Below are 15,777 nucleotides of genomic sequence, written 5' to 3' on the forward strand. Positions count from 1 at the left end.
GTGCCTACTCGCCGCGGTACGCGCGAGCCTGGATTTCGTAAAGTTCGTGGTAGAGCCCTCCTTCCTCGATGAGTTCGGCGTGCGTGCCCTGCTCGATCAGCCGCCCCTTCTCCAGCACCAGGATCCGGTCCGCGGAGCGGATGTTGGCCAGCCGGTGGGTCACCAGGATCGTCGTGCGCCTGCCCGCCCCCGAAACACTCGCGTGCCGCAGGCCGGCGAAGACCCGGGCCTCGGCCTTCGCGTCGAGCGCTGCCGTCGGCTCGTCGGCGACCAGGACGGCGGCGTCCCGGTAGATCCCGCGGGCGATGCCCATGCGCTGCCATTGCCCGCCCGAGAGGTCCTGCCCGTCGTCGAACTTCTTGGACAGCACCGTCTTCTCCTTGGCGGGTAAGGATTCGATCACCTCGTCTGCGCCGGAAGAGGTGATCGCGTCCTGCCAGGCGACGCGCCCCGGGTCCTCGCGGCCGAGCCTGCCGACGGTCACGTTGTGCTCCGCGGTCATCGGCCATTCGGCGGGATCCTGGGCGATCACCGCGATGTTCGCGTGGACCGACTCGTGATCGGCGCCCGCGAGATCGACGTCGTCCCAGTACACCGTTCCTTCCGAGGGCGGATAGAGCCCGGTGAGCAGTTTGCCCAGCGTGGTCTTGCCCGACCCGTTCTCCCCGACGAGGGCGATCACCTCGCCGCGCCGGATGGTCAGCGAAACCTCACGCAGGGCCGGGGTTTCCTGGCCGGGATAGGTGAATCCGACGTTCTCGAGCCGGATCTCCGCCGGATCCGGCGGAGCGGCGACCCCGCCCTTCACCGGGCCACGTTTCGCGGATTCCACGAGCAGGCGGTGGAAGAACGCGATGTAGAAGGACTCCTCGTACAAGGAGTTCACCGCGTGCATCGTGATGGACAGCGAATTCGACGCCGTCCGCATGGCGAGCGCGGCCGTCCCGGCGAGGGCGAGCTCCATCTGCCCGCTGTAGAGCAGGAGACCGAGCACCAGATACGCGATCGCGGTGCCCACCCCGGCCGCCGCACGACCGGTCAGCCGGACCAGGTTGCTGCGGTGCGCGAGCCGGACCTCTTCGCGCATCAGGCTTTCCGTGATCCGCCGGTACTCCTGGAGCAACGGCTCCTGGAGGGTGAGGGCATGTCGTTCGAGGGCGAACTGACGCCACGTGGCCACCTCTTCGACGATCCCTTTCCGGATGTTGCGGCCGACGGTGTCGAGATAATGCCGGTAGTTCAGGCGCGCGACCTTCGCCGCCGCCCAGCCGTCGGCCACCGCGGCGAGCAGCAGCACCGGCGCGAGCCACGGGTTGAGCAGACCCGCCGCCACCAGCGCGGCGACCAGCGAGATCAGCGCCGACGTCAGATCCGCGAGCCAGCGCAGGCTCATCTCGATCGACCGGACCCCGTACCGCGCGCCCTGCCTGGCCAGCTCCCGGAAATCGGCGTCCTCGAAGGCCAGCAGCCGCACCCGGACCATCGCGGCGGTGACCTCGTCGCCCGCCGACGTCACGACCCGCGGCCGGAGCGCGCCCTCGACCGCGGCCACCGCCGTGTCGAGCAGCGCGCGCAAGGCATACGTGCCGACGACGACCACCAGTGCGGGCAGCGACTGCAGCACGCGTTCCGGCGTCGGCCCGCTCTCCAGCAGCGCGATGAACACGTTCGCCGTCGCCAGCAGGCCGAACGCCGTGACACAGCCGGAAAGCAGATGGACGACGCCGGCGAGCAGGGTCAGCCGCGGCGATGTTCGCCAGGCCAGCCGCAGCACGATGGCCACTGCGGACGGGAGCGTGCGGATGGCCTTGACCATCCCCGCTTCGGCCACGGTCTCGTCGACCGTGGCCCACTCGGGCATCTTGAGGTTCTCGACCCCGATCAGGGGCACGGTCGTTTCGGGCACTCCTCCTTCTCTACGCGCACCCACCGACAATTCCGAGAGCCGAAGAGGTGCTGGGCGTCGGTACCTTGCTCGCTTGAAGTACGTGAAGGCCCCCTTCACTGCGCTAGACGCAATGAAGGGGGCCTTCATGTACTTGGGAAGGTGCGTCGGCAGCCCTTGTGACTGCTGGTGCATGTGGCGCGAACGTGGCGATCGCTCGGTCCGTGAAGGCCTCCTTGAGGGACCCAGAGTCCCTCAAGGAGGCCTTCACGGACCGGTATTCGTTGATCTACGTCTGACCTGTGCGTGAGCGGGATTCGCTCCGTTCCGGACCGGGTCGAGCGTTGTTGATGAAGGATTTGGGACGTTCAGTGTCCCGAATCCTTCATCAACGAATCCGTGTGTGGAGGAGTCAGGACGTTTCGACGTCCCGAACCCCTCAGGCTCGCCCACGCCCGTGGGTAGGCAAAACGAGTCTCTCAAGGGGGGCCTTCACGGACCTGCCTACTACCAGCCTTCTCCGAGTCGCGGCTCCATGCGGCGCCGAGACAACGCAAGTCTCACTCAGTGCGCCCAATGTGGCATCGGAGACGCTCAGTGTCCCCAATGCCACATTGGGCGCACTCGCCCGCCGCCCTTCACAGCCAGTCAGCATCGCTACGCGGAGTACGGGGTGTGTGGAAATAGGGACACTCAACGTCCCTATTTCCACACACCCTCGCCTTGGGCTACTCTCTCGCTAGAGCGATCTATCAAATCGCAAGGGGGCGAACATGGAAGCTCTTCGAACCAGCGGACTCACCGCGCTACGCCTGATCCTGGCCTTCACCCTGCTGACCACCACGTTGCACTACGCGCACAACGTGATCAGGGCGGCCGACTATCCGCAGATCGAGGGGATCCCGGTGGCGGTCGCCGCCACCTTGGTCGCCGTCGCGTACGTCGTCTTCACCGCGTTCGGTCTCGCCGGCTACCGCGATTACCTGCGCGGACGCTACTGGCGGGCGCTCGCGTTCCTGATGGTCTTCTCGCTGTCGGGCCTCGCGAGCCTCGGGCATTTCCTGGTCGCCGTGCCGCAGATCCCGGCCTTCTGGTTCGCCACGATCTACACCGACACCGCCTCGGCGCTCGTGTTGTGGGTCTTCGTGACCTGGGCGGCGACGAAGCTCAACCGCGTTCCCGCGGCGGTCGGCTCCCATACGTGATGCGATGGGGTGCGGCGATCCGGTTGATCTTCGCCGGGTCGATCGCGCCTTGGGTGAAGACCGCCGGTCCCGCCTCGAACAGGTCTTCCAGGTAGTGCTCCCAGCCGCCGGGGGACGAGATCTGCAGAACCCGCGGCGGCTCGGAGACGCGGCGCAAGGCATGTGGGACGCCGCGCGGTAGCAGCACGAAAGTGCCCTTCGTCGCGATGTGGGTCTCGTCGTCGAAATCGATCCCGAGCTCGCCTTCGAGGACGTAGATGCACTCGTCGGCTTCGTGGTGCACGTGCCGCGGGATGTCCATCGCGAGGGTGACCTCGAGCAGCGAAAACCTCGTCTCGGTGTCTTCGGTCATCGCCTTGACGCTGAACGAGGGCGGCAGCGGTACGCGGCCGGGGCGTGCTTCGCCGGGTTTGAGCAGGAGAAAACGGTCCTTCGGCATGCTACGCTGCCCTTCAAGTGGAAACGGACTCCGTTTCCACTTAAACGCGAGGGAGGCGGGTTGTCAACCAAGCCGCGAGCGGACGCGGAACGCAACCGGGCGAAGGTGGTCGACGCCGCGCGCGCGTTGTTCGCCGAACGCGGGGACGACGTGCAGATGCCGGAGATCGCCCGCGTGGCCGGGGTCGGCGTGGGGACCGTGTACCGGCATTTCCCGGATCGCCAGGCGCTGGTCGAGGCGGCGGCGGAGCATCGGTTCGCGGAGATCGAGCAGTACGCCAGGGCGCACTGTTTCGGTGAAGATTCCGGTCTGGAGCGCTATTTCCGGTACGTCGGCGAGGTGCTGGCGGGCGATCGCGGCCTCACCGCCGCCATCGATTCGGCCCGCGGGCGGCCCGGGAGCGAGCCGCGCGGTTCGGCCCGTGAGCGCCTCGAAACCGTGGTCGCCGAGATCATCGCTCGCGATCAGGCCGCCGGCCGTCTTCGGTCGGACTGCACGGTCGCCGACGTGTATCTCCTGGTCGGCGCGCTTTCCTCGGTCATCCGCAAGGGTGCCGACTGGGTTCGTTTCCTCGACCTGCTCCGTGACCAACTTTCTACATAACATTGACGCTGATCAGTGCAATGTAGACAATCGGAGGGGTGACGCGGACCACATCGGTGACGTTCGAACGTCATCCCAGCGGCTACCGGCACTGGAAACTGACCACCGACGGCGACGTCGCGTGGCTCGAACTCGACGTCGACCCCGACGGCGGCCTCGTCCCGGGTTACGAGCTCAAGCTCAACTCGTACGACCTCGGCGTGGACATCGAGTTGTACGACGCCACGCAGCGGCTGCGGTTCGAACATCCTGAAGTCCGCGTGGTCATCGTGACCAGCGCGAAGGACAACGTCTTCTGCGCCGGCGCGAACATCCGCATGCTGGCGTCGTCGTCGCACGAGTGGAAGGTGAACTTCTGCAAATTCACCAATGAGACCCGCAACGCGATGGAGGACGCCGCCGCGCATTCGGGCCAGCTCTACGTCGCGGCGGTCAACGGCACCTGCGCCGGCGGCGGCTACGAGATCGCGCTCGCCTGCGAAAAGATCCTGCTGGTCGACGACAACTCCTCGACCGTCGCGCTGCCGGAGGTGCCGCTTCTCGGCGTCCTGCCCGGCACCGGCGGGCTCACCCGGGTGGTCGACAAACGCGGCGTACGGCGGGACCTCGCCGACGTCTTCGCCACGCGCCCCGACGGAGTGAAAGGGCGGACCGCCGTCGACTGGCGGCTCGTCGACGAACTCGTGCCGCGGCAGGGGTTCCGCGAAGCCGTGCTGGCCAGGGCGAAGGAGTTCGCGCGGACGAGCGAGCGGCTCGACGGCGAAGGTGTCGAGCTGAAGCCGCTCAAGCATCGTTATGTCGACATCGCCCGCACCGCGACCGAAGCGACGATCACCGTCAAAGGTCCGGAGGACGACGACGGCTGGTTGCTGGACGTCACGCGCGAGCTGGACGACGCGATCCTCCGGCTGCGCACCAACGAACCCGAACTCGGCACGTGGGTGCTCCGCACGGAAGGCGATCCGGCGAAGGTCCTCGAACACGAACGCGCCGTGTTCGACGCGAAAGACTGTCTGAGCAACGAAATCGTCCACTACTTCAAGCGGACGCTGAAGCGGCTGGACGTCACCAGCCGTAGCCTGATCGCCCTCGTCGAGCCGGGTAGTTGTTACGCCGGGCTCCTGCTGGAACTCGCGCTCGCCGCCGACCGGCAGTACATCTTGGACGGTCCGCCGATCGACGACGAAGACAGTGAAGAACGAGCGGCGATCACGTTGTCCGAGGCCAACTTCGGCCGCTTCCCGATGGGCAACGGCTTGACCCGCCTCGAATCCCGCTTCTTCGGGGACCCGGACCACGTCACCGGGCTCGCGGAGGTGCGCGGCAAGGCGCTGAGCCCGGCGGAAGTGAACGAACTCGGCCTGGTCACCGACGCCCCGGACGACCTCGACTGGGAGGACGAGATCCGGATCGCGCTGGAAGGGCGGGCTTCGCTCAGTCCTGACGCGTTGACCGGGATGGAGGCCAATCACCGGTTCGTGGGTCCCGAAACACTGGAAAGCAAGATCTTCGGCAGGCTCGCCGCCTGGCAGAACTGGATCTTCACTCGTCCGAACGCATCCGGTCCCGAGGGTGCGTTGCGTCGCTACGGTACTGGTCAGAAGGCCGTCTTCGACAGGAAGCGGGTTTGAACAGCGCATGCCCACCAAGATCGATTACGACGCCAAGATCCCCAACAACATCGACCTCTCCGGTGATCGCCGCCTTCAGCGGGCACTGGAAGGTTGGCAGCCGAAGTTCCTGGACTGGTGGGGCGAAATGGGCCCCACACTGCGGACGCAGGGGGTCTACCTGCGCACCGCGGTGAGTGTCGGACGGGACGGCTGGGCGCATTTCGACCACGTCAACGTGCCCGACTACCGGTGGGGGATCTTCCTCGCGGAGCCCGACCCCGACCGCGTCATCGGTTTCGGCGAGCACAAGGGCGAGCCCGCCTGGCAGCAGGTTCCCGGTGAATACCGCGCCGACCTGCAGCGGCTCATCGTCATCCAGGGCGACACCGAACCCGCTTCGGTCGAACAGCAGAAACTGCTGGGCCTCACCGCGCCGAGCCTCTACGACCTGCGGAATCTTTTCCAGGTCAATGTCGAAGAGGGTCGCCATCTGTGGGCGATGGTGTACCTGCTGCACGCCTACTTCGGTCGCGAAGGCCGGGACGAGGCGGAAGGATTGCTGCTCCGGAATTCCGGAAGTCCGGACGCCCCTCGGATCCTCGGCGCCTTCAATGAGGAGACCGCGGATTGGCTCGCGTTCTACATGTTCACCTATTTCACCGATCGTGATGGCAAATATCAGCTCGGCACCCTCAAGGAAAGCGGGTTCGACCCGCTTTCCCGCACTTGTGAATTCATGCTCAAGGAAGAGGCGCACCACATGTTCGTCGGCACCACGGGGGTCGACCGGGTGGTCACCCGCAGTGCCGAACTGATCCGCGAGCACGACACCTTCGACATCGCCGGGCACGGCGGGATCCCGCTGGACGTCATCCAGCGTTACCTCAACTTCCACTACACCGTCTCGCTCGACCTGTTCGGCGGGGAGACGTCGACCAACGCGGCGAACTACTACACCGCCGGGCTGAAAGGCCGCTGGCAGGAGCCCCGCCGCAAGGACGACCACAAGCTCACCGACGCCGCCGGATCGCTGTCCCGGCCGAAAGCCGACGGCACCTGGGAGACCGAGGAACACGCGGCCATCCTGCTGCTGAACCTCGACCTGCGGGAGGAGTACCGCGCCGACTGCCAGACCGGGGTCAACCGCTGGAACAAGATCCTGGACGAGGCGGGCGTCGACTTCCGATTCGTCCTCCCGCACCCTGGATTCAATCGCGAAGTCGGCATAAACTCCGGCCACCATGTGACGCCCGACGGCACCGTTGTCGACGAGCGGACATGGCTGGCCGGCAAACGCAAGTGGCTGCCCACTCCCGAAGACCTGACTTTCGTCCGATCGCTGATGCACCCGGTGTACGAGCGAGGAAAGATCGCGAGCTGGGTGGCGCCGCCACGCCAGGGCATCAATGGGAAACCGTTCGACTACGAATACGTTTACCTGAGCTGAGCGATTGAGGTGCGCCCGTGACCGCTGCTGCTACCGGGTTCAACGCGGCGAGCTACCTGCTCGACCGGCATCTGGCGGAAGGGCGGGGCGCGAAGGACGCGGTCGTTTCCCCGAGGCGAAGTCTCACGTACGCGGGGCTGGCGGCCGAGACCCGCCGGGTCGCGGCGGGGCTGAAGGCGATCGGCGTCCGCCCGGAGGAGCGGGTCCTGTTCTGCATGGCCGACGACGTCGAACTGCTCACCGGCATCCTCGGCGCGATGCTGGCCGGAGCGGTCGCGGTACCGGTGTCCACCATGGTCACCGGGCTGGACCTCGGCAAGATGCTCGCCGATTCGCGGGCCAGGGTCCTGTGCGTCTCCGGTGAGTTCGCGTCGCAGGCGACGGTCGCGCTGGGGCTGGCGCCGGAGGTCACCGACGTCGTGCTGGACAGGGCGAAGGCGGCCGATCTGCCGTCCGGGATCCGCACGCACCAGTGGGGCGATCTGTCCACAGTGGACGATGTTGGCTTCGAACCGGCGCCGACCTGGGAGGACTCGCCCGCGCTCTGGTTGTACACCTCGGGGACGACGGGCAAGCCGAAGGGCGCGATGCACCGGCACGCGGGTATCCGCGCGGTCTGCGAGACGTACGCGCGCGGCGTGCTTGACATCGGGCCGAACGACCGGTTCCTCTCCGTCCCGAAGCTGTTCTTCGCCTACGGCTTGGGGAATTCGGCGTTCTTCCCGCTCGCGGCCGGCGGGACGGCACTGCTCGAACCGGCGAGGCCGACCCCGGGACTGATCGCGGCCAGGGCCCGCGCGGAGCGGCCGACGTTGTTCTTCGCCGTCCCGACGTTCTACGCGGCACTGCTCGCCAGCGACATCCCCGACGACACGTTCGTCTCGGTACGCCAAGCGGTTTCGGCGGGCGAACCGCTGCCCGCCGTGCTGTACGAACGGTTTCGCGACCGGTTCGGTGTCGAGATCCTCGACGGGATCGGCTCGACCGAGGCGTTGCACATCTTCCTGTCCAACCGGCCGCGTCAGGTCCGTCCCGGCAGTACCGGGACGCCGGTGCCGGGTTACGAGATCGCGCTGCGCGACGAAAACGGCGATCCGGTGCCGGATGGGCAACCCGGCGAACTGTTCGTCGCCGGGCCGTCGATCGCGACCGGGTATTGGGCCCGCTACGAGACGACGAAGCAGGTCTTCCAGGGCGAATGGCTGCGGACGGGCGACAGTTTCGTGCGCAACGCCGATGGCAGCTACACCTGTCTGGGGCGCTTCAACGACATGCTGAAACCGGGCGGGATCTGGGTTTCGCCCACCGAGGTCGAGGACCGGCTGCGGCAACATCCGGCGGTCGCCGAGGTCGCGGTGGTGGCCGCCTTCGACGCCGACGGCATCGAGAAACCGGTCGCGTGCGTGGTCGGCGTGCCGGGGCACCGGCTCGATCCGGACGAGCTGATCGAGTTCTGCCGGGCCGGGCTTGCGTCGTTCAAACGGCCGCGGGGCATCGTCGAGCTGGGCGAACTGCCGAAGACGGCGACCGGGAAGATCCGGCGCAACGTCATCCGGGAACTGGTGCGGGACATGTACGAGGTCCGGTCCTATCAGCCCGACCCCACCTCACCCCTGCCCGGCTGACGTCCCTCCAATCACGCGAGTTCGCCGTCTGATCACGCGAGTTCGCTCTCTGGTCACGCGAGTTCGCCGATGCGGCACGCCGGGCCGATGTGATTGGACGGACGACACGCGTGATTGAGCGGCGAAGTCACGTGATTGAAGCCGGATCTCGCGTGATTGGAGGCGGAACTTCAGCCGCCGTTGACGGTGCGCAGCGTCCGCATGGCTTCGGCGAGCGCGTGCGCGTCGTCACCGAGCGGAGTCAGGACGATGCGCCGCAGGATCTCCGCGCACGCCTCCCGCGCCTTCTCCGCGACGTCGAGACCGTGCTCGGTGAGCGCCGCGAACGTGACCCGGCGGTCGTCCGGGCTGGGCACCCGGCAGATGAGGTCCGCGGCGACCAGCCGGTCCGCGACCTTGGTGAACCCGCCGCTGGACAACGCCGCCTCGACGGCCAGCCGCGTCATCGGCATCCGGTGCTCGGGTGAGCGCACGAGCCGCAGCAGGATGTCGAACGACGCCGGCGCCAGGCCGAACCGTTCGGCGATCTCGCCCATCAGCTTGTTCTGCGTGGCCAGGTAGCCCTCGATCACCAGGCCCCACCACGTGACCACTTCGTCGTCTTGCGGTTCCTCGGTTGTCACGCGGGGGAGAGTACACCAAGAACTCTTCCGGGAATATATCTTGCGCGCGAGAGGTTATCGGGCTAGCTTGATTTCACCGGCTCCAGAGGAGGGCACCATGTCGATCAAGACTTCGGGCCTGCACCACGTCACCGCCATCGGTGGCGACCCCCAGCGCAACGCGGACTTCTACACCCGGGCCCTCGGCCTGCGGCTGGTGAAGACCACCGTGAACTTCGACGACCCCGGCACCTACCACCTCTACTACGGCGACGGGTCCGGCAAACCCGGCTCGCTGATGACGTTCTTCCCGTGGAAGGACGCGCCGAAGGGCCGTCACGGCACCGGCCAGGCGACCACGACGTCGTTCTCCGTGCCCGAGGCCTCACTCGGCTGGTGGAAGCAGCACCTCGCCGCGAGCGGCACCGAGACGAGCCAGATCCGGAACTCCGACGGCGAGGAGACGCTCACCTTCGCCGATCCGGACGGCCTGAAGCTCGCGCTCGTCGCGCATCCGCAGGGCGATCCGCGTGACCCGTGGGACACGAAGCTCGTCCCCGCCGAACACGCGATCCGCGGCCTGCACTCCGTCACGCTGTCGGTGTCCAAAGAGGACGCGACCGCCGGGATGCTGACCGACGGCCTCGGCCTGTCCTTCGAGCACCAGGAGAGCAACCGCCTCCGGTTCTCCGCCGGTGAGGGCGGCCCCGGCGCGCTCGTCGACGTCCTCGTGACACCCGACGCCCCGCGCGGGCTGGTCGCGGCGGGCACCGTGCACCACGTCGCCTGGCGCGCGCCGGACGAAGAGACCCAGGCCGCCTGGCGCGACGAGCTCATCGACGACGGCGTGAACGTGACGTCCATTTTGGACCGTCAGTACTTCCGCTCGATCTACTTCCGCGAGCCGGGCGGCACCCTGCTCGAGGTCGCGACCGACGAACCCGGTTTCGCGATCGACGAGCCGCTGCTCGAACTCGGCCGCGCGCTGAAACTCCCGCCGTGGCTGGAGCCCAAGCGCGAGGACATCGAGGCCATGCTGCCGAAGCTGGACCTCCCGAGCGAGAACAACCCGCGATGAGCACCTTGGAGCACAAGTACGTCGAGGGCGCGGCCGACGAGCCGGTGCTGCTGCTCCTGCACGGCACCGGCGGCGGGCCGGACGACCTCGTACCGCTCGCCCGGCAGCTGAGCCCGGCGTCGGCGCTGCTCGCACCGGCCGGGCCGGTGTCGGAACACGGTGCGGCGCGCTGGTTCCGGCGGCTGGCCGAGGGCGTCTTCGACCACGAGGACGTCGTCTTCCGCGCGAACCAGCTGGCCGATTTCGTGCTCGCCTCGCGCGAGGAATACGGCCTCGGCGACCGGCGGCTCGTCGCCATCGGGTTCTCCAACGGCGCCAACATCGCCGCCGCGGTGACCCTGCTCCGCCCGGACGCCGTCCGGGAGTCCGCGTTGTTCGCGGCGATGTCACCGCTCCCGGAGCCGCCACGCGAAGACCTGTCCGGCACCCGGGTCTTCCTGTCGAACGGCGAGCACGATCCGATGGCGCCGCTGGGTTCGGCCGAGACACTCGCCCGTGACCTGCGCGAACGCGGCGCGGACGTCGTCGCCCACCGGCATCCCGGCGGGCACCAGGTCACCGGCAACGGTTTGGTAGCGGCCGCCGGGTGGCTCAACCCGTAGCGGGGAGAGCAAAGCACGCGAACGTAAAATCGTCCGATGACTAACGGGGACCTCGTCCGCGCCCAGGCCCTGCTCGACAGGGTCCTCCTCGCGGACGGGCACAACGATCTGCCATGGGAGCTGCGGGTCACGACCGGGCCGGATCCGGTCGAGGCCGTGGCGGGCACGGATCTCACGGTCCGCCAGCCGCATCTCCACACCGACTTCCCGAAGCTCGCCGAGGGCAGGCTCGGGATGCAGTTCTGGTCCGTCTACGTGCCTTGCCAGTTCGAGGGGCACAGCGCGGTGACGGCGGTCCTCGAACAGATCGAGATCGTGCACCAGATGGCCGAGCGATACCCCGATCGCCTGGCCCTCGTGGACACCGCCGACCAGGCCGAAGCCGCGTTCCGCGACGGCAAGATCGCGTCGCTGCTGGGTGCCGAGGGCGGCCACAGCATCGCCGAATCCCTTGGTGTGCTGAGGATCCTGCGCCGTCTCGGCGTCCGCTACATGACGCTGACGCACAACTACAACACCACCTGGGCCGACTCCGGCACCGACGAACCCGAGCACGGCGGGCTCACCGAATTCGGCCGTGACGTCGTCCGCGAGATGAACGAGATCGGCATGCTCGTCGACCTCTCGCACGTCGCGCCGAGCACCATGCGCGCCGCGCTGGAGGTCAGCTCCGCCCCGGTGATCTTCAGTCACTCCTCCTGCACCGCGGTCAACGACCACCCCCGCAACATCCCCGACGACGTGCTGGAAACGCTGGCGGCCAAGGACGGCGTCGCGATGGTGACGTTCGTGCCGGGCTTCATCTCGCCGAAGGTCGCCGAGTGGGACGATCAGTTGCGCCTGGACATGGAAGCCGCGGGCAAGGACTACCGCAACATCGACCAGCGCACGAAGTTCACCGCGGAGCGAGGCGGCCCGGAGAAGCCGAAGGCGGGCATCGACGACGTCGTCGCGCACATCGAGCACGCGCGCGAAGTGGCCGGAGTCGACCACATCGGACTCGGCGGCGACTACGACGGAGTCGCGACGCTGCCCGAAGGCCTCGAGGACGTTTCCAAGTACCCGGTGCTGTTCGCCGCGCTGCTGGAACGCGGCTGGAGCGAAGACGACTGCGCGAAGCTGGCCGGGAAGAACACCTTGCGCGTGCTGCGCGCGGCGGACGAGGTCACCCGTTCGGACGCTTGAGAGCGCGATCTAGCCCGCTTCGGCGGACACTGTCCTGCATGACGCAGCCGGAGGAAGGCACCGCCGAGGTTCCCGTCAGGCCGCCCGAGACCGCGGGCGGCGCACGCCACAGCGGAAAGTTCGAGGCCGGCCCGAAACTCAAACGGACGCGGGTGAGCGGCACCTGGATCGCCGTCATCGTGGCGCTGATCGTGCTGGTGTTCCTGCTCGTGTTCATCCTGCAGAACCAGGACACGGCCACCGTCCACTTCCTCGGCATGTCCGGCAGCATGCCGCTGGCGGTCGCGATGCTGTTCTCGGTGATCGCCGGCGGCGCGCTGGTCGCGCTCGTCGGCGGCGCCCGGATCCTGCAGTTGCGCAAGCAGGCCAAGAAGTCCCGGCATCAGCTGCGCTGAGCGACGCCGCTCCGGAACTCGCTGGGGTTCAAGCCCCGCACGCGTTTGAACGCCGCGCTGAACCCGAAGGCGTCGGAGTAGCCGACGGTGCGCGCGATGTCCGAGATGGTCGCGGACGCCTTGCCGGTCAGCAGATCCGCCGCGAGCGTCATGCGCCAGCGGGTGAGATAGGTCAACGGCGGTTCGCCGACCAGGTCGGCGAACCGCTTGGCCAGCGTCGACCGTGAGACCCCGGCGCGTGCGGCCAGCGAGCCGACGGTCCACGGTGCCGCCGGCTCCGCGTGCAGCAGGCGCAGCGCGTCGCCCACCACCGGATCCCGCTGCGCCGCCCACCACGCCGGCGGCTCACCGCCCGGCCGGTCGAACCACTCGCGCAGGGAACAGACCAGCATCCAGTCCAGCAGCCGGTCGAGGACGATCTGCTGACCCGGCGCGTCGACGGCGACTTCCGCGGCGAGGTGTTCCAGGACCGGGTCGCCCGCGCCCCCGGCGTCCACCCGCAGCACGACGGGCAGCGCGTCCAGCAGCGGGCGGCCGATCTCGCCGCGCACCGGGTACGCGCCGACGATCAAGGTCGTCTCGCCGCCGGGGTCGTCGACCCAGCCGAGCCGGTGCCGGGTCCCGCCCTGTTCGGGCGTCGCGCAATGCTTGCCGCACGCGAGCGGCTCGGCCGAAGTGCCGACTTCGTCGACGAAAGTGAACGTCGCGGGCCCGCGCACGATGACCGACTCGCCCGCGCGAAGCGGCTCGGGCGGGCCCTCCTCCGGCACGATCCAGCCCGCCCCGGTGAGCACGGCGCACAGGGTCAGCGGCGCGCCGTCCACGAAGTGCAGTGCCCAGGGCGGGGACAGCGTCGTGCTGCCGAACAACGAACCGTGGGACCGCACGCCGCGGATCAGGTCACTGAACACGTCCACACGGCCGAGGTTAGACGAATGGACAGGTGATCCGGTTTTTCACCTATGGGCACGTCCGAGCCCGCCGGATTGAATCGAGCTCATGCTGACCTCCGACGATCTCGAATTCCTCCGCCGCCCCCTGCACGGATTCCTGACCGTGGCCGGCGGCCCGGTCCGGCCGGTGTGGTTCGAGGCCACCGCCGACGGCGCCATCGAGCTGTTCACGCCCCGTGAGTCGCCCAAGGTGCGACGGCTGGCCGACGATCCCCGCGCGTCGATCATCGTGGCCGCGCCGGTCGGCGAGCGCGAGCGCTGGATCTCCGTCTCCGGCCCCGCCACGGTGGAACCCGACGGGGCGCACGACCTGGCCGCCCGGCTCGCCGAGCGCTATTGGGATCTCGAAGACCCGGCCCACGCGGGCGAGCTCGCCGGGATCCAGACCCTCGATCTCGTGCGGCTCGTCATCCGGCCGGAGAAGGTCGGCCGCTACTCGATGTGATGATCGACGTCATCCCGAGCACGGCGGCGCAAACGTTTTCGTCGCCCTCGGCGGTGACGTGGGCGCGGTCCGCCGGGTTCCGGGTGCACAGCCGCCAGAACGTGTCCGCGTCCGTCGTCACCGAGGCCAGCGGCGCCCGTGACGTCGGCGCGACGCGGTCGAGTTCCCAGCCGTCCGCCGCCCGCCGTGCCGTCCACTTCCCGCCGCCCTGGCCGGTGACGGTGTAGGCGACCTGCCTGCCGACACGGGCGTCGATGTCACGCAGGGTGTGCGGCAGCGCCCGCATGAAGGTGTCGACCACCGGCCCGCGGAAGTCCGGATCGTCGAGCAACCGCGCGCCGACGGCCTCGCGGATCTGCTGCTGGTGCACCCAGAACTCGGTGTACTCGCGGGCGACGTCGAGCCATCCCGGCGCGGGCTCGTCCCCGGCCCAGCTCACCGGGTCGCCGAGGGCGTCGAGGTCGGCGCGGCCGAACATCTCGGCGATCTGCGAGGTGCTGTCCACCAGCATCGCGAACAGCACTTCGGGGGACAGCCGCCGGCACGCGACCACCCATTCGTCGTTGATCCGGTCGATGAAGTCCTCGAATCGCTCACCCTCACGGGGCGCCGTCGTCCGGTAGTCGTCACGGTCGCGGGACAGCCTGCCGAGTTTGTCGCCCAGGATGTGGGCCGCGAGGTCATGCACTGTCCAGCCCGTGCACACCGTCGGCGCGGCCCACCGCTCCGCGGCCAGTCCGGTCAGCACGTCCAGCAATGCCTGCTCCTCCCGCGCGAACAACGGGAGGACGTCGATCGGCGGACCCCAGCGCGTGAAGCTCATGGTGACCATCCAAACACCCAGGTCCATCACAATTTCGGCCATTCGGCCTACTCGCAGGTAGCATCAGCGCGAACGTGAGGGGAGTGCCCGTGAGCAACGACCGACCCGCCGGTGAAGACCTGGCCGCTTTCGCCAAACGCGCGGGACAGCTGGCGGGCTGGGCCGCCCGCACGGGTTTCGAGTTCACCCGCAAGCTCCCCGGTGTCGAAATCGCGGAACAGGTCATCAAACAGGGCGAGCGGCAGCTGCTTTCGGAGCTGCGCCGCCGTCTCGACGAGGTCGACGACCCGTACCACGCCGCGCTCACCGCCGCGTCCGCGATGAACCGGCCCGACACCAACGGCTCCCGGCCGGTCGAGGCCACCATCACCCTCGTGCACACCCGCGCCCAGCTCGAACCGCTCCGCGCGGCGATGGCCGAACTGCTCAACCACTCGATCGGCTTCGGCCGCGAGCGGGCGCGCGAATACCTCTACGCGATCATCCTGCGGCAGCTCACGCCGGACGAGGCACGCATCCTTTCCGCGCTCTCCGACGGCTCGCCGTTCCCCGCCGTCGACGTCGCCGAGCGCACGAGTCTCGGCGCCGCCGGGCGGTTCGTGCTGCGCAACGCCTCCACCGTCGGCAAGGCGGCCGGGGTGTCGCTGCCGGACCAGGTGCCCGGCTACCTCACCAGGCTGATCGGGCTCGGCCTGGTCGAGCTGGACGAAGAGGTGCCCGCGCTGGAGACGCAGTACGAGATCCTGCTGACCGACGAGACCGTCCGCGAGGCGGAGAAATCGGTGAAGCGGGCCAAGTTCGTCAAACGCACGGTCCACATTTCCCGGCTCGGCGCCCAGTTCTGGCAGGCCTGCGACCCGAGCGCCGGTTGACCCCG

16 protein-coding genes are annotated in these 15,777 nt (G+C 68.4%); 11 read left to right on the top strand and 5 right to left on the bottom strand.

The window, feature by feature from the left end:
- Window positions 1-4: 4 nt before the first annotated feature.
- A complete protein-coding gene (locus ACSMFO_RS08005) occupies window positions 5-1,906 on the bottom strand; it encodes an ABC transporter ATP-binding protein (protein WP_436457758.1) in 1,902 nt (633 codons plus the stop codon).
- Window positions 1,907-2,658: 752 nt separating this feature from the next.
- Between ACSMFO_RS08005 and ACSMFO_RS08010 the strand changes: the two genes are divergently transcribed.
- Window positions 2,659-3,090, top strand: a complete 432-nt coding sequence (locus ACSMFO_RS08010) for a hypothetical protein (protein WP_436457760.1) — start codon at window positions 2,659-2,661, stop codon at window positions 3,088-3,090.
- Here ACSMFO_RS08010 and ACSMFO_RS08015 read toward each other — a convergent pair.
- Window positions 3,053-3,529, bottom strand: coding sequence for a cupin domain-containing protein (locus ACSMFO_RS08015; protein ID WP_073845423.1), 477 nt, complete (start codon window positions 3,527-3,529; stop codon window positions 3,053-3,055). The genes ACSMFO_RS08010 and ACSMFO_RS08015 overlap by 38 nt on opposite strands.
- Before the next feature lie 60 nt (window positions 3,530-3,589).
- Here ACSMFO_RS08015 and ACSMFO_RS08020 point away from each other — a divergent pair, with 60 nt between their 5' ends.
- The 4 genes from ACSMFO_RS08020 to ACSMFO_RS08035 are packed head-to-tail and all read left to right on the top strand — an operon-like array spanning window position 3,590 to window position 8,817.
- The gene (locus ACSMFO_RS08020) at window positions 3,590-4,132 is read left to right on the top strand and encodes a TetR/AcrR family transcriptional regulator (RefSeq protein WP_436457762.1); all 543 of its coding nucleotides are present in this window, start codon (window positions 3,590-3,592) and stop codon (window positions 4,130-4,132) included.
- 38 nt (window positions 4,133-4,170) lie between these two features.
- On the top strand, window positions 4,171-5,763 hold the full coding sequence (gene boxC / locus ACSMFO_RS08025) for a 2,3-epoxybenzoyl-CoA dihydrolase (RefSeq protein ID WP_436457764.1): 1,593 nt from the start codon (window positions 4,171-4,173) through the stop codon (window positions 5,761-5,763).
- Between the two features lie 7 nt (window positions 5,764-5,770).
- On the top strand, window positions 5,771-7,192 hold the full coding sequence (gene boxB, locus ACSMFO_RS08030; RefSeq protein WP_073845418.1) for a benzoyl-CoA 2,3-epoxidase subunit BoxB: 1,422 nt from the start codon (window positions 5,771-5,773) through the stop codon (window positions 7,190-7,192).
- A gap of 17 nt (window positions 7,193-7,209) precedes the next feature.
- A complete protein-coding gene (locus tag ACSMFO_RS08035) occupies window positions 7,210-8,817 on the top strand; it encodes a benzoate-CoA ligase family protein (protein ID WP_436457767.1) in 1,608 nt (535 codons plus the stop codon).
- Window positions 8,818-8,987: 170 nt separating this feature from the next.
- Here ACSMFO_RS08035 and ACSMFO_RS08040 read toward each other — a convergent pair whose 3' ends face one another.
- Entirely contained in the window at window positions 8,988-9,440 is a 453-nt protein-coding gene (locus tag ACSMFO_RS08040; RefSeq protein WP_073845412.1) for a MarR family winged helix-turn-helix transcriptional regulator, read from the bottom strand.
- Between the two features lie 97 nt (window positions 9,441-9,537).
- Between ACSMFO_RS08040 and ACSMFO_RS08045 the strand changes: the two genes are divergently transcribed.
- From ACSMFO_RS08045 to ACSMFO_RS08060, 4 genes are read left to right on the top strand one after another with little or no spacing between them, the layout of a single operon-like run.
- Window positions 9,538-10,497, top strand: coding sequence for a ring-cleaving dioxygenase (locus tag ACSMFO_RS08045; protein WP_038507761.1), 960 nt, complete (start codon window positions 9,538-9,540; stop codon window positions 10,495-10,497).
- Complete coding sequence (locus ACSMFO_RS08050) at window positions 10,494-11,099, top strand: alpha/beta hydrolase (RefSeq protein ID WP_436457770.1); 606 nt, start codon at window positions 10,494-10,496, stop codon at window positions 11,097-11,099. The genes ACSMFO_RS08045 and ACSMFO_RS08050 overlap by 4 nt, the downstream gene beginning before the upstream one ends.
- Before the next feature lie 36 nt (window positions 11,100-11,135).
- Window positions 11,136-12,284, top strand: coding sequence for a dipeptidase (locus ACSMFO_RS08055; protein ID WP_436457772.1), 1,149 nt, complete (start codon window positions 11,136-11,138; stop codon window positions 12,282-12,284).
- A gap of 38 nt (window positions 12,285-12,322) precedes the next feature.
- Complete coding sequence (locus ACSMFO_RS08060; protein WP_038507764.1) at window positions 12,323-12,679, top strand: LapA family protein; 357 nt, start codon at window positions 12,323-12,325, stop codon at window positions 12,677-12,679.
- Here ACSMFO_RS08060 and ACSMFO_RS08065 read toward each other — a convergent pair.
- Window positions 12,667-13,596 carry an AraC family transcriptional regulator gene (locus ACSMFO_RS08065; protein WP_436457775.1) on the bottom strand — a complete coding sequence of 310 codons (930 nt, stop codon included), beginning with the start codon at window positions 13,594-13,596 and terminating at the stop codon, window positions 12,667-12,669. The genes ACSMFO_RS08060 and ACSMFO_RS08065 overlap by 13 nt on opposite strands.
- Window positions 13,597-13,678: 82 nt before the next feature.
- Here ACSMFO_RS08065 and ACSMFO_RS08070 point away from each other — a divergent pair, with 82 nt between their 5' ends.
- Entirely contained in the window at window positions 13,679-14,077 is a 399-nt protein-coding gene (locus ACSMFO_RS08070) for a pyridoxamine 5'-phosphate oxidase family protein (protein WP_436457777.1), read from the top strand.
- On the opposite strand, the gene ACSMFO_RS08075 is transcribed toward ACSMFO_RS08070, so the two are convergent.
- A complete protein-coding gene (locus ACSMFO_RS08075; protein ID WP_436458330.1) occupies window positions 14,040-14,909 on the bottom strand; it encodes a maleylpyruvate isomerase family mycothiol-dependent enzyme in 870 nt (289 codons plus the stop codon). The two genes, ACSMFO_RS08070 and ACSMFO_RS08075, sit on opposite strands and share 38 nt — an antisense overlap.
- A gap of 80 nt (window positions 14,910-14,989) precedes the next feature.
- Here ACSMFO_RS08075 and ACSMFO_RS08080 point away from each other — a divergent pair, with 80 nt between their 5' ends.
- A complete protein-coding gene (locus ACSMFO_RS08080) occupies window positions 14,990-15,772 on the top strand; it encodes an Abi-alpha family protein (RefSeq protein ID WP_038507768.1) in 783 nt (260 codons plus the stop codon).
- The last annotated feature ends 5 nt before the right edge of the window (window positions 15,773-15,777 follow it).

This window comes from Amycolatopsis sp. w19 (assembly GCF_051373225.1).
In the GTDB taxonomy this organism is placed as follows: Bacteria; Actinomycetota; Actinomycetes; order Mycobacteriales; family Pseudonocardiaceae; genus Amycolatopsis; species Amycolatopsis japonica.

Excerpts from the sequence above, each read along its gene's own strand:
- ACSMFO_RS08075 (WP_436458330.1), bottom strand. The coding sequence starts at position 14,909 with ATGGTCACCATGAGCTTCACGCGCTGGGGTCCGCCGATCGACGTCCTC.
- boxB (WP_073845418.1), top strand. The coding sequence starts at position 5,771 with ATGCCCACCAAGATCGATTACGACGCCAAGATCCCCAACAACATCGAC.
- ACSMFO_RS08055 (WP_436457772.1), top strand. The coding sequence starts at position 11,136 with ATGACTAACGGGGACCTCGTCCGCGCCCAGGCCCTGCTCGACAGGGTC.
- ACSMFO_RS08070 (WP_436457777.1), top strand. The coding sequence starts at position 13,679 with ATGCTGACCTCCGACGATCTCGAATTCCTCCGCCGCCCCCTGCACGGA.
- ACSMFO_RS08050 (WP_436457770.1), top strand. The coding sequence starts at position 10,494 with ATGAGCACCTTGGAGCACAAGTACGTCGAGGGCGCGGCCGACGAGCCG.
- ACSMFO_RS08010 (WP_436457760.1), top strand. The coding sequence starts at position 2,659 with ATGGAAGCTCTTCGAACCAGCGGACTCACCGCGCTACGCCTGATCCTG.
- ACSMFO_RS08015 (WP_073845423.1), bottom strand. The coding sequence starts at position 3,529 with ATGCCGAAGGACCGTTTTCTCCTGCTCAAACCCGGCGAAGCACGCCCC.
- ACSMFO_RS08045 (WP_038507761.1), top strand. The coding sequence starts at position 9,538 with ATGTCGATCAAGACTTCGGGCCTGCACCACGTCACCGCCATCGGTGGC.
- ACSMFO_RS08060 (WP_038507764.1), top strand. The coding sequence starts at position 12,323 with ATGACGCAGCCGGAGGAAGGCACCGCCGAGGTTCCCGTCAGGCCGCCC.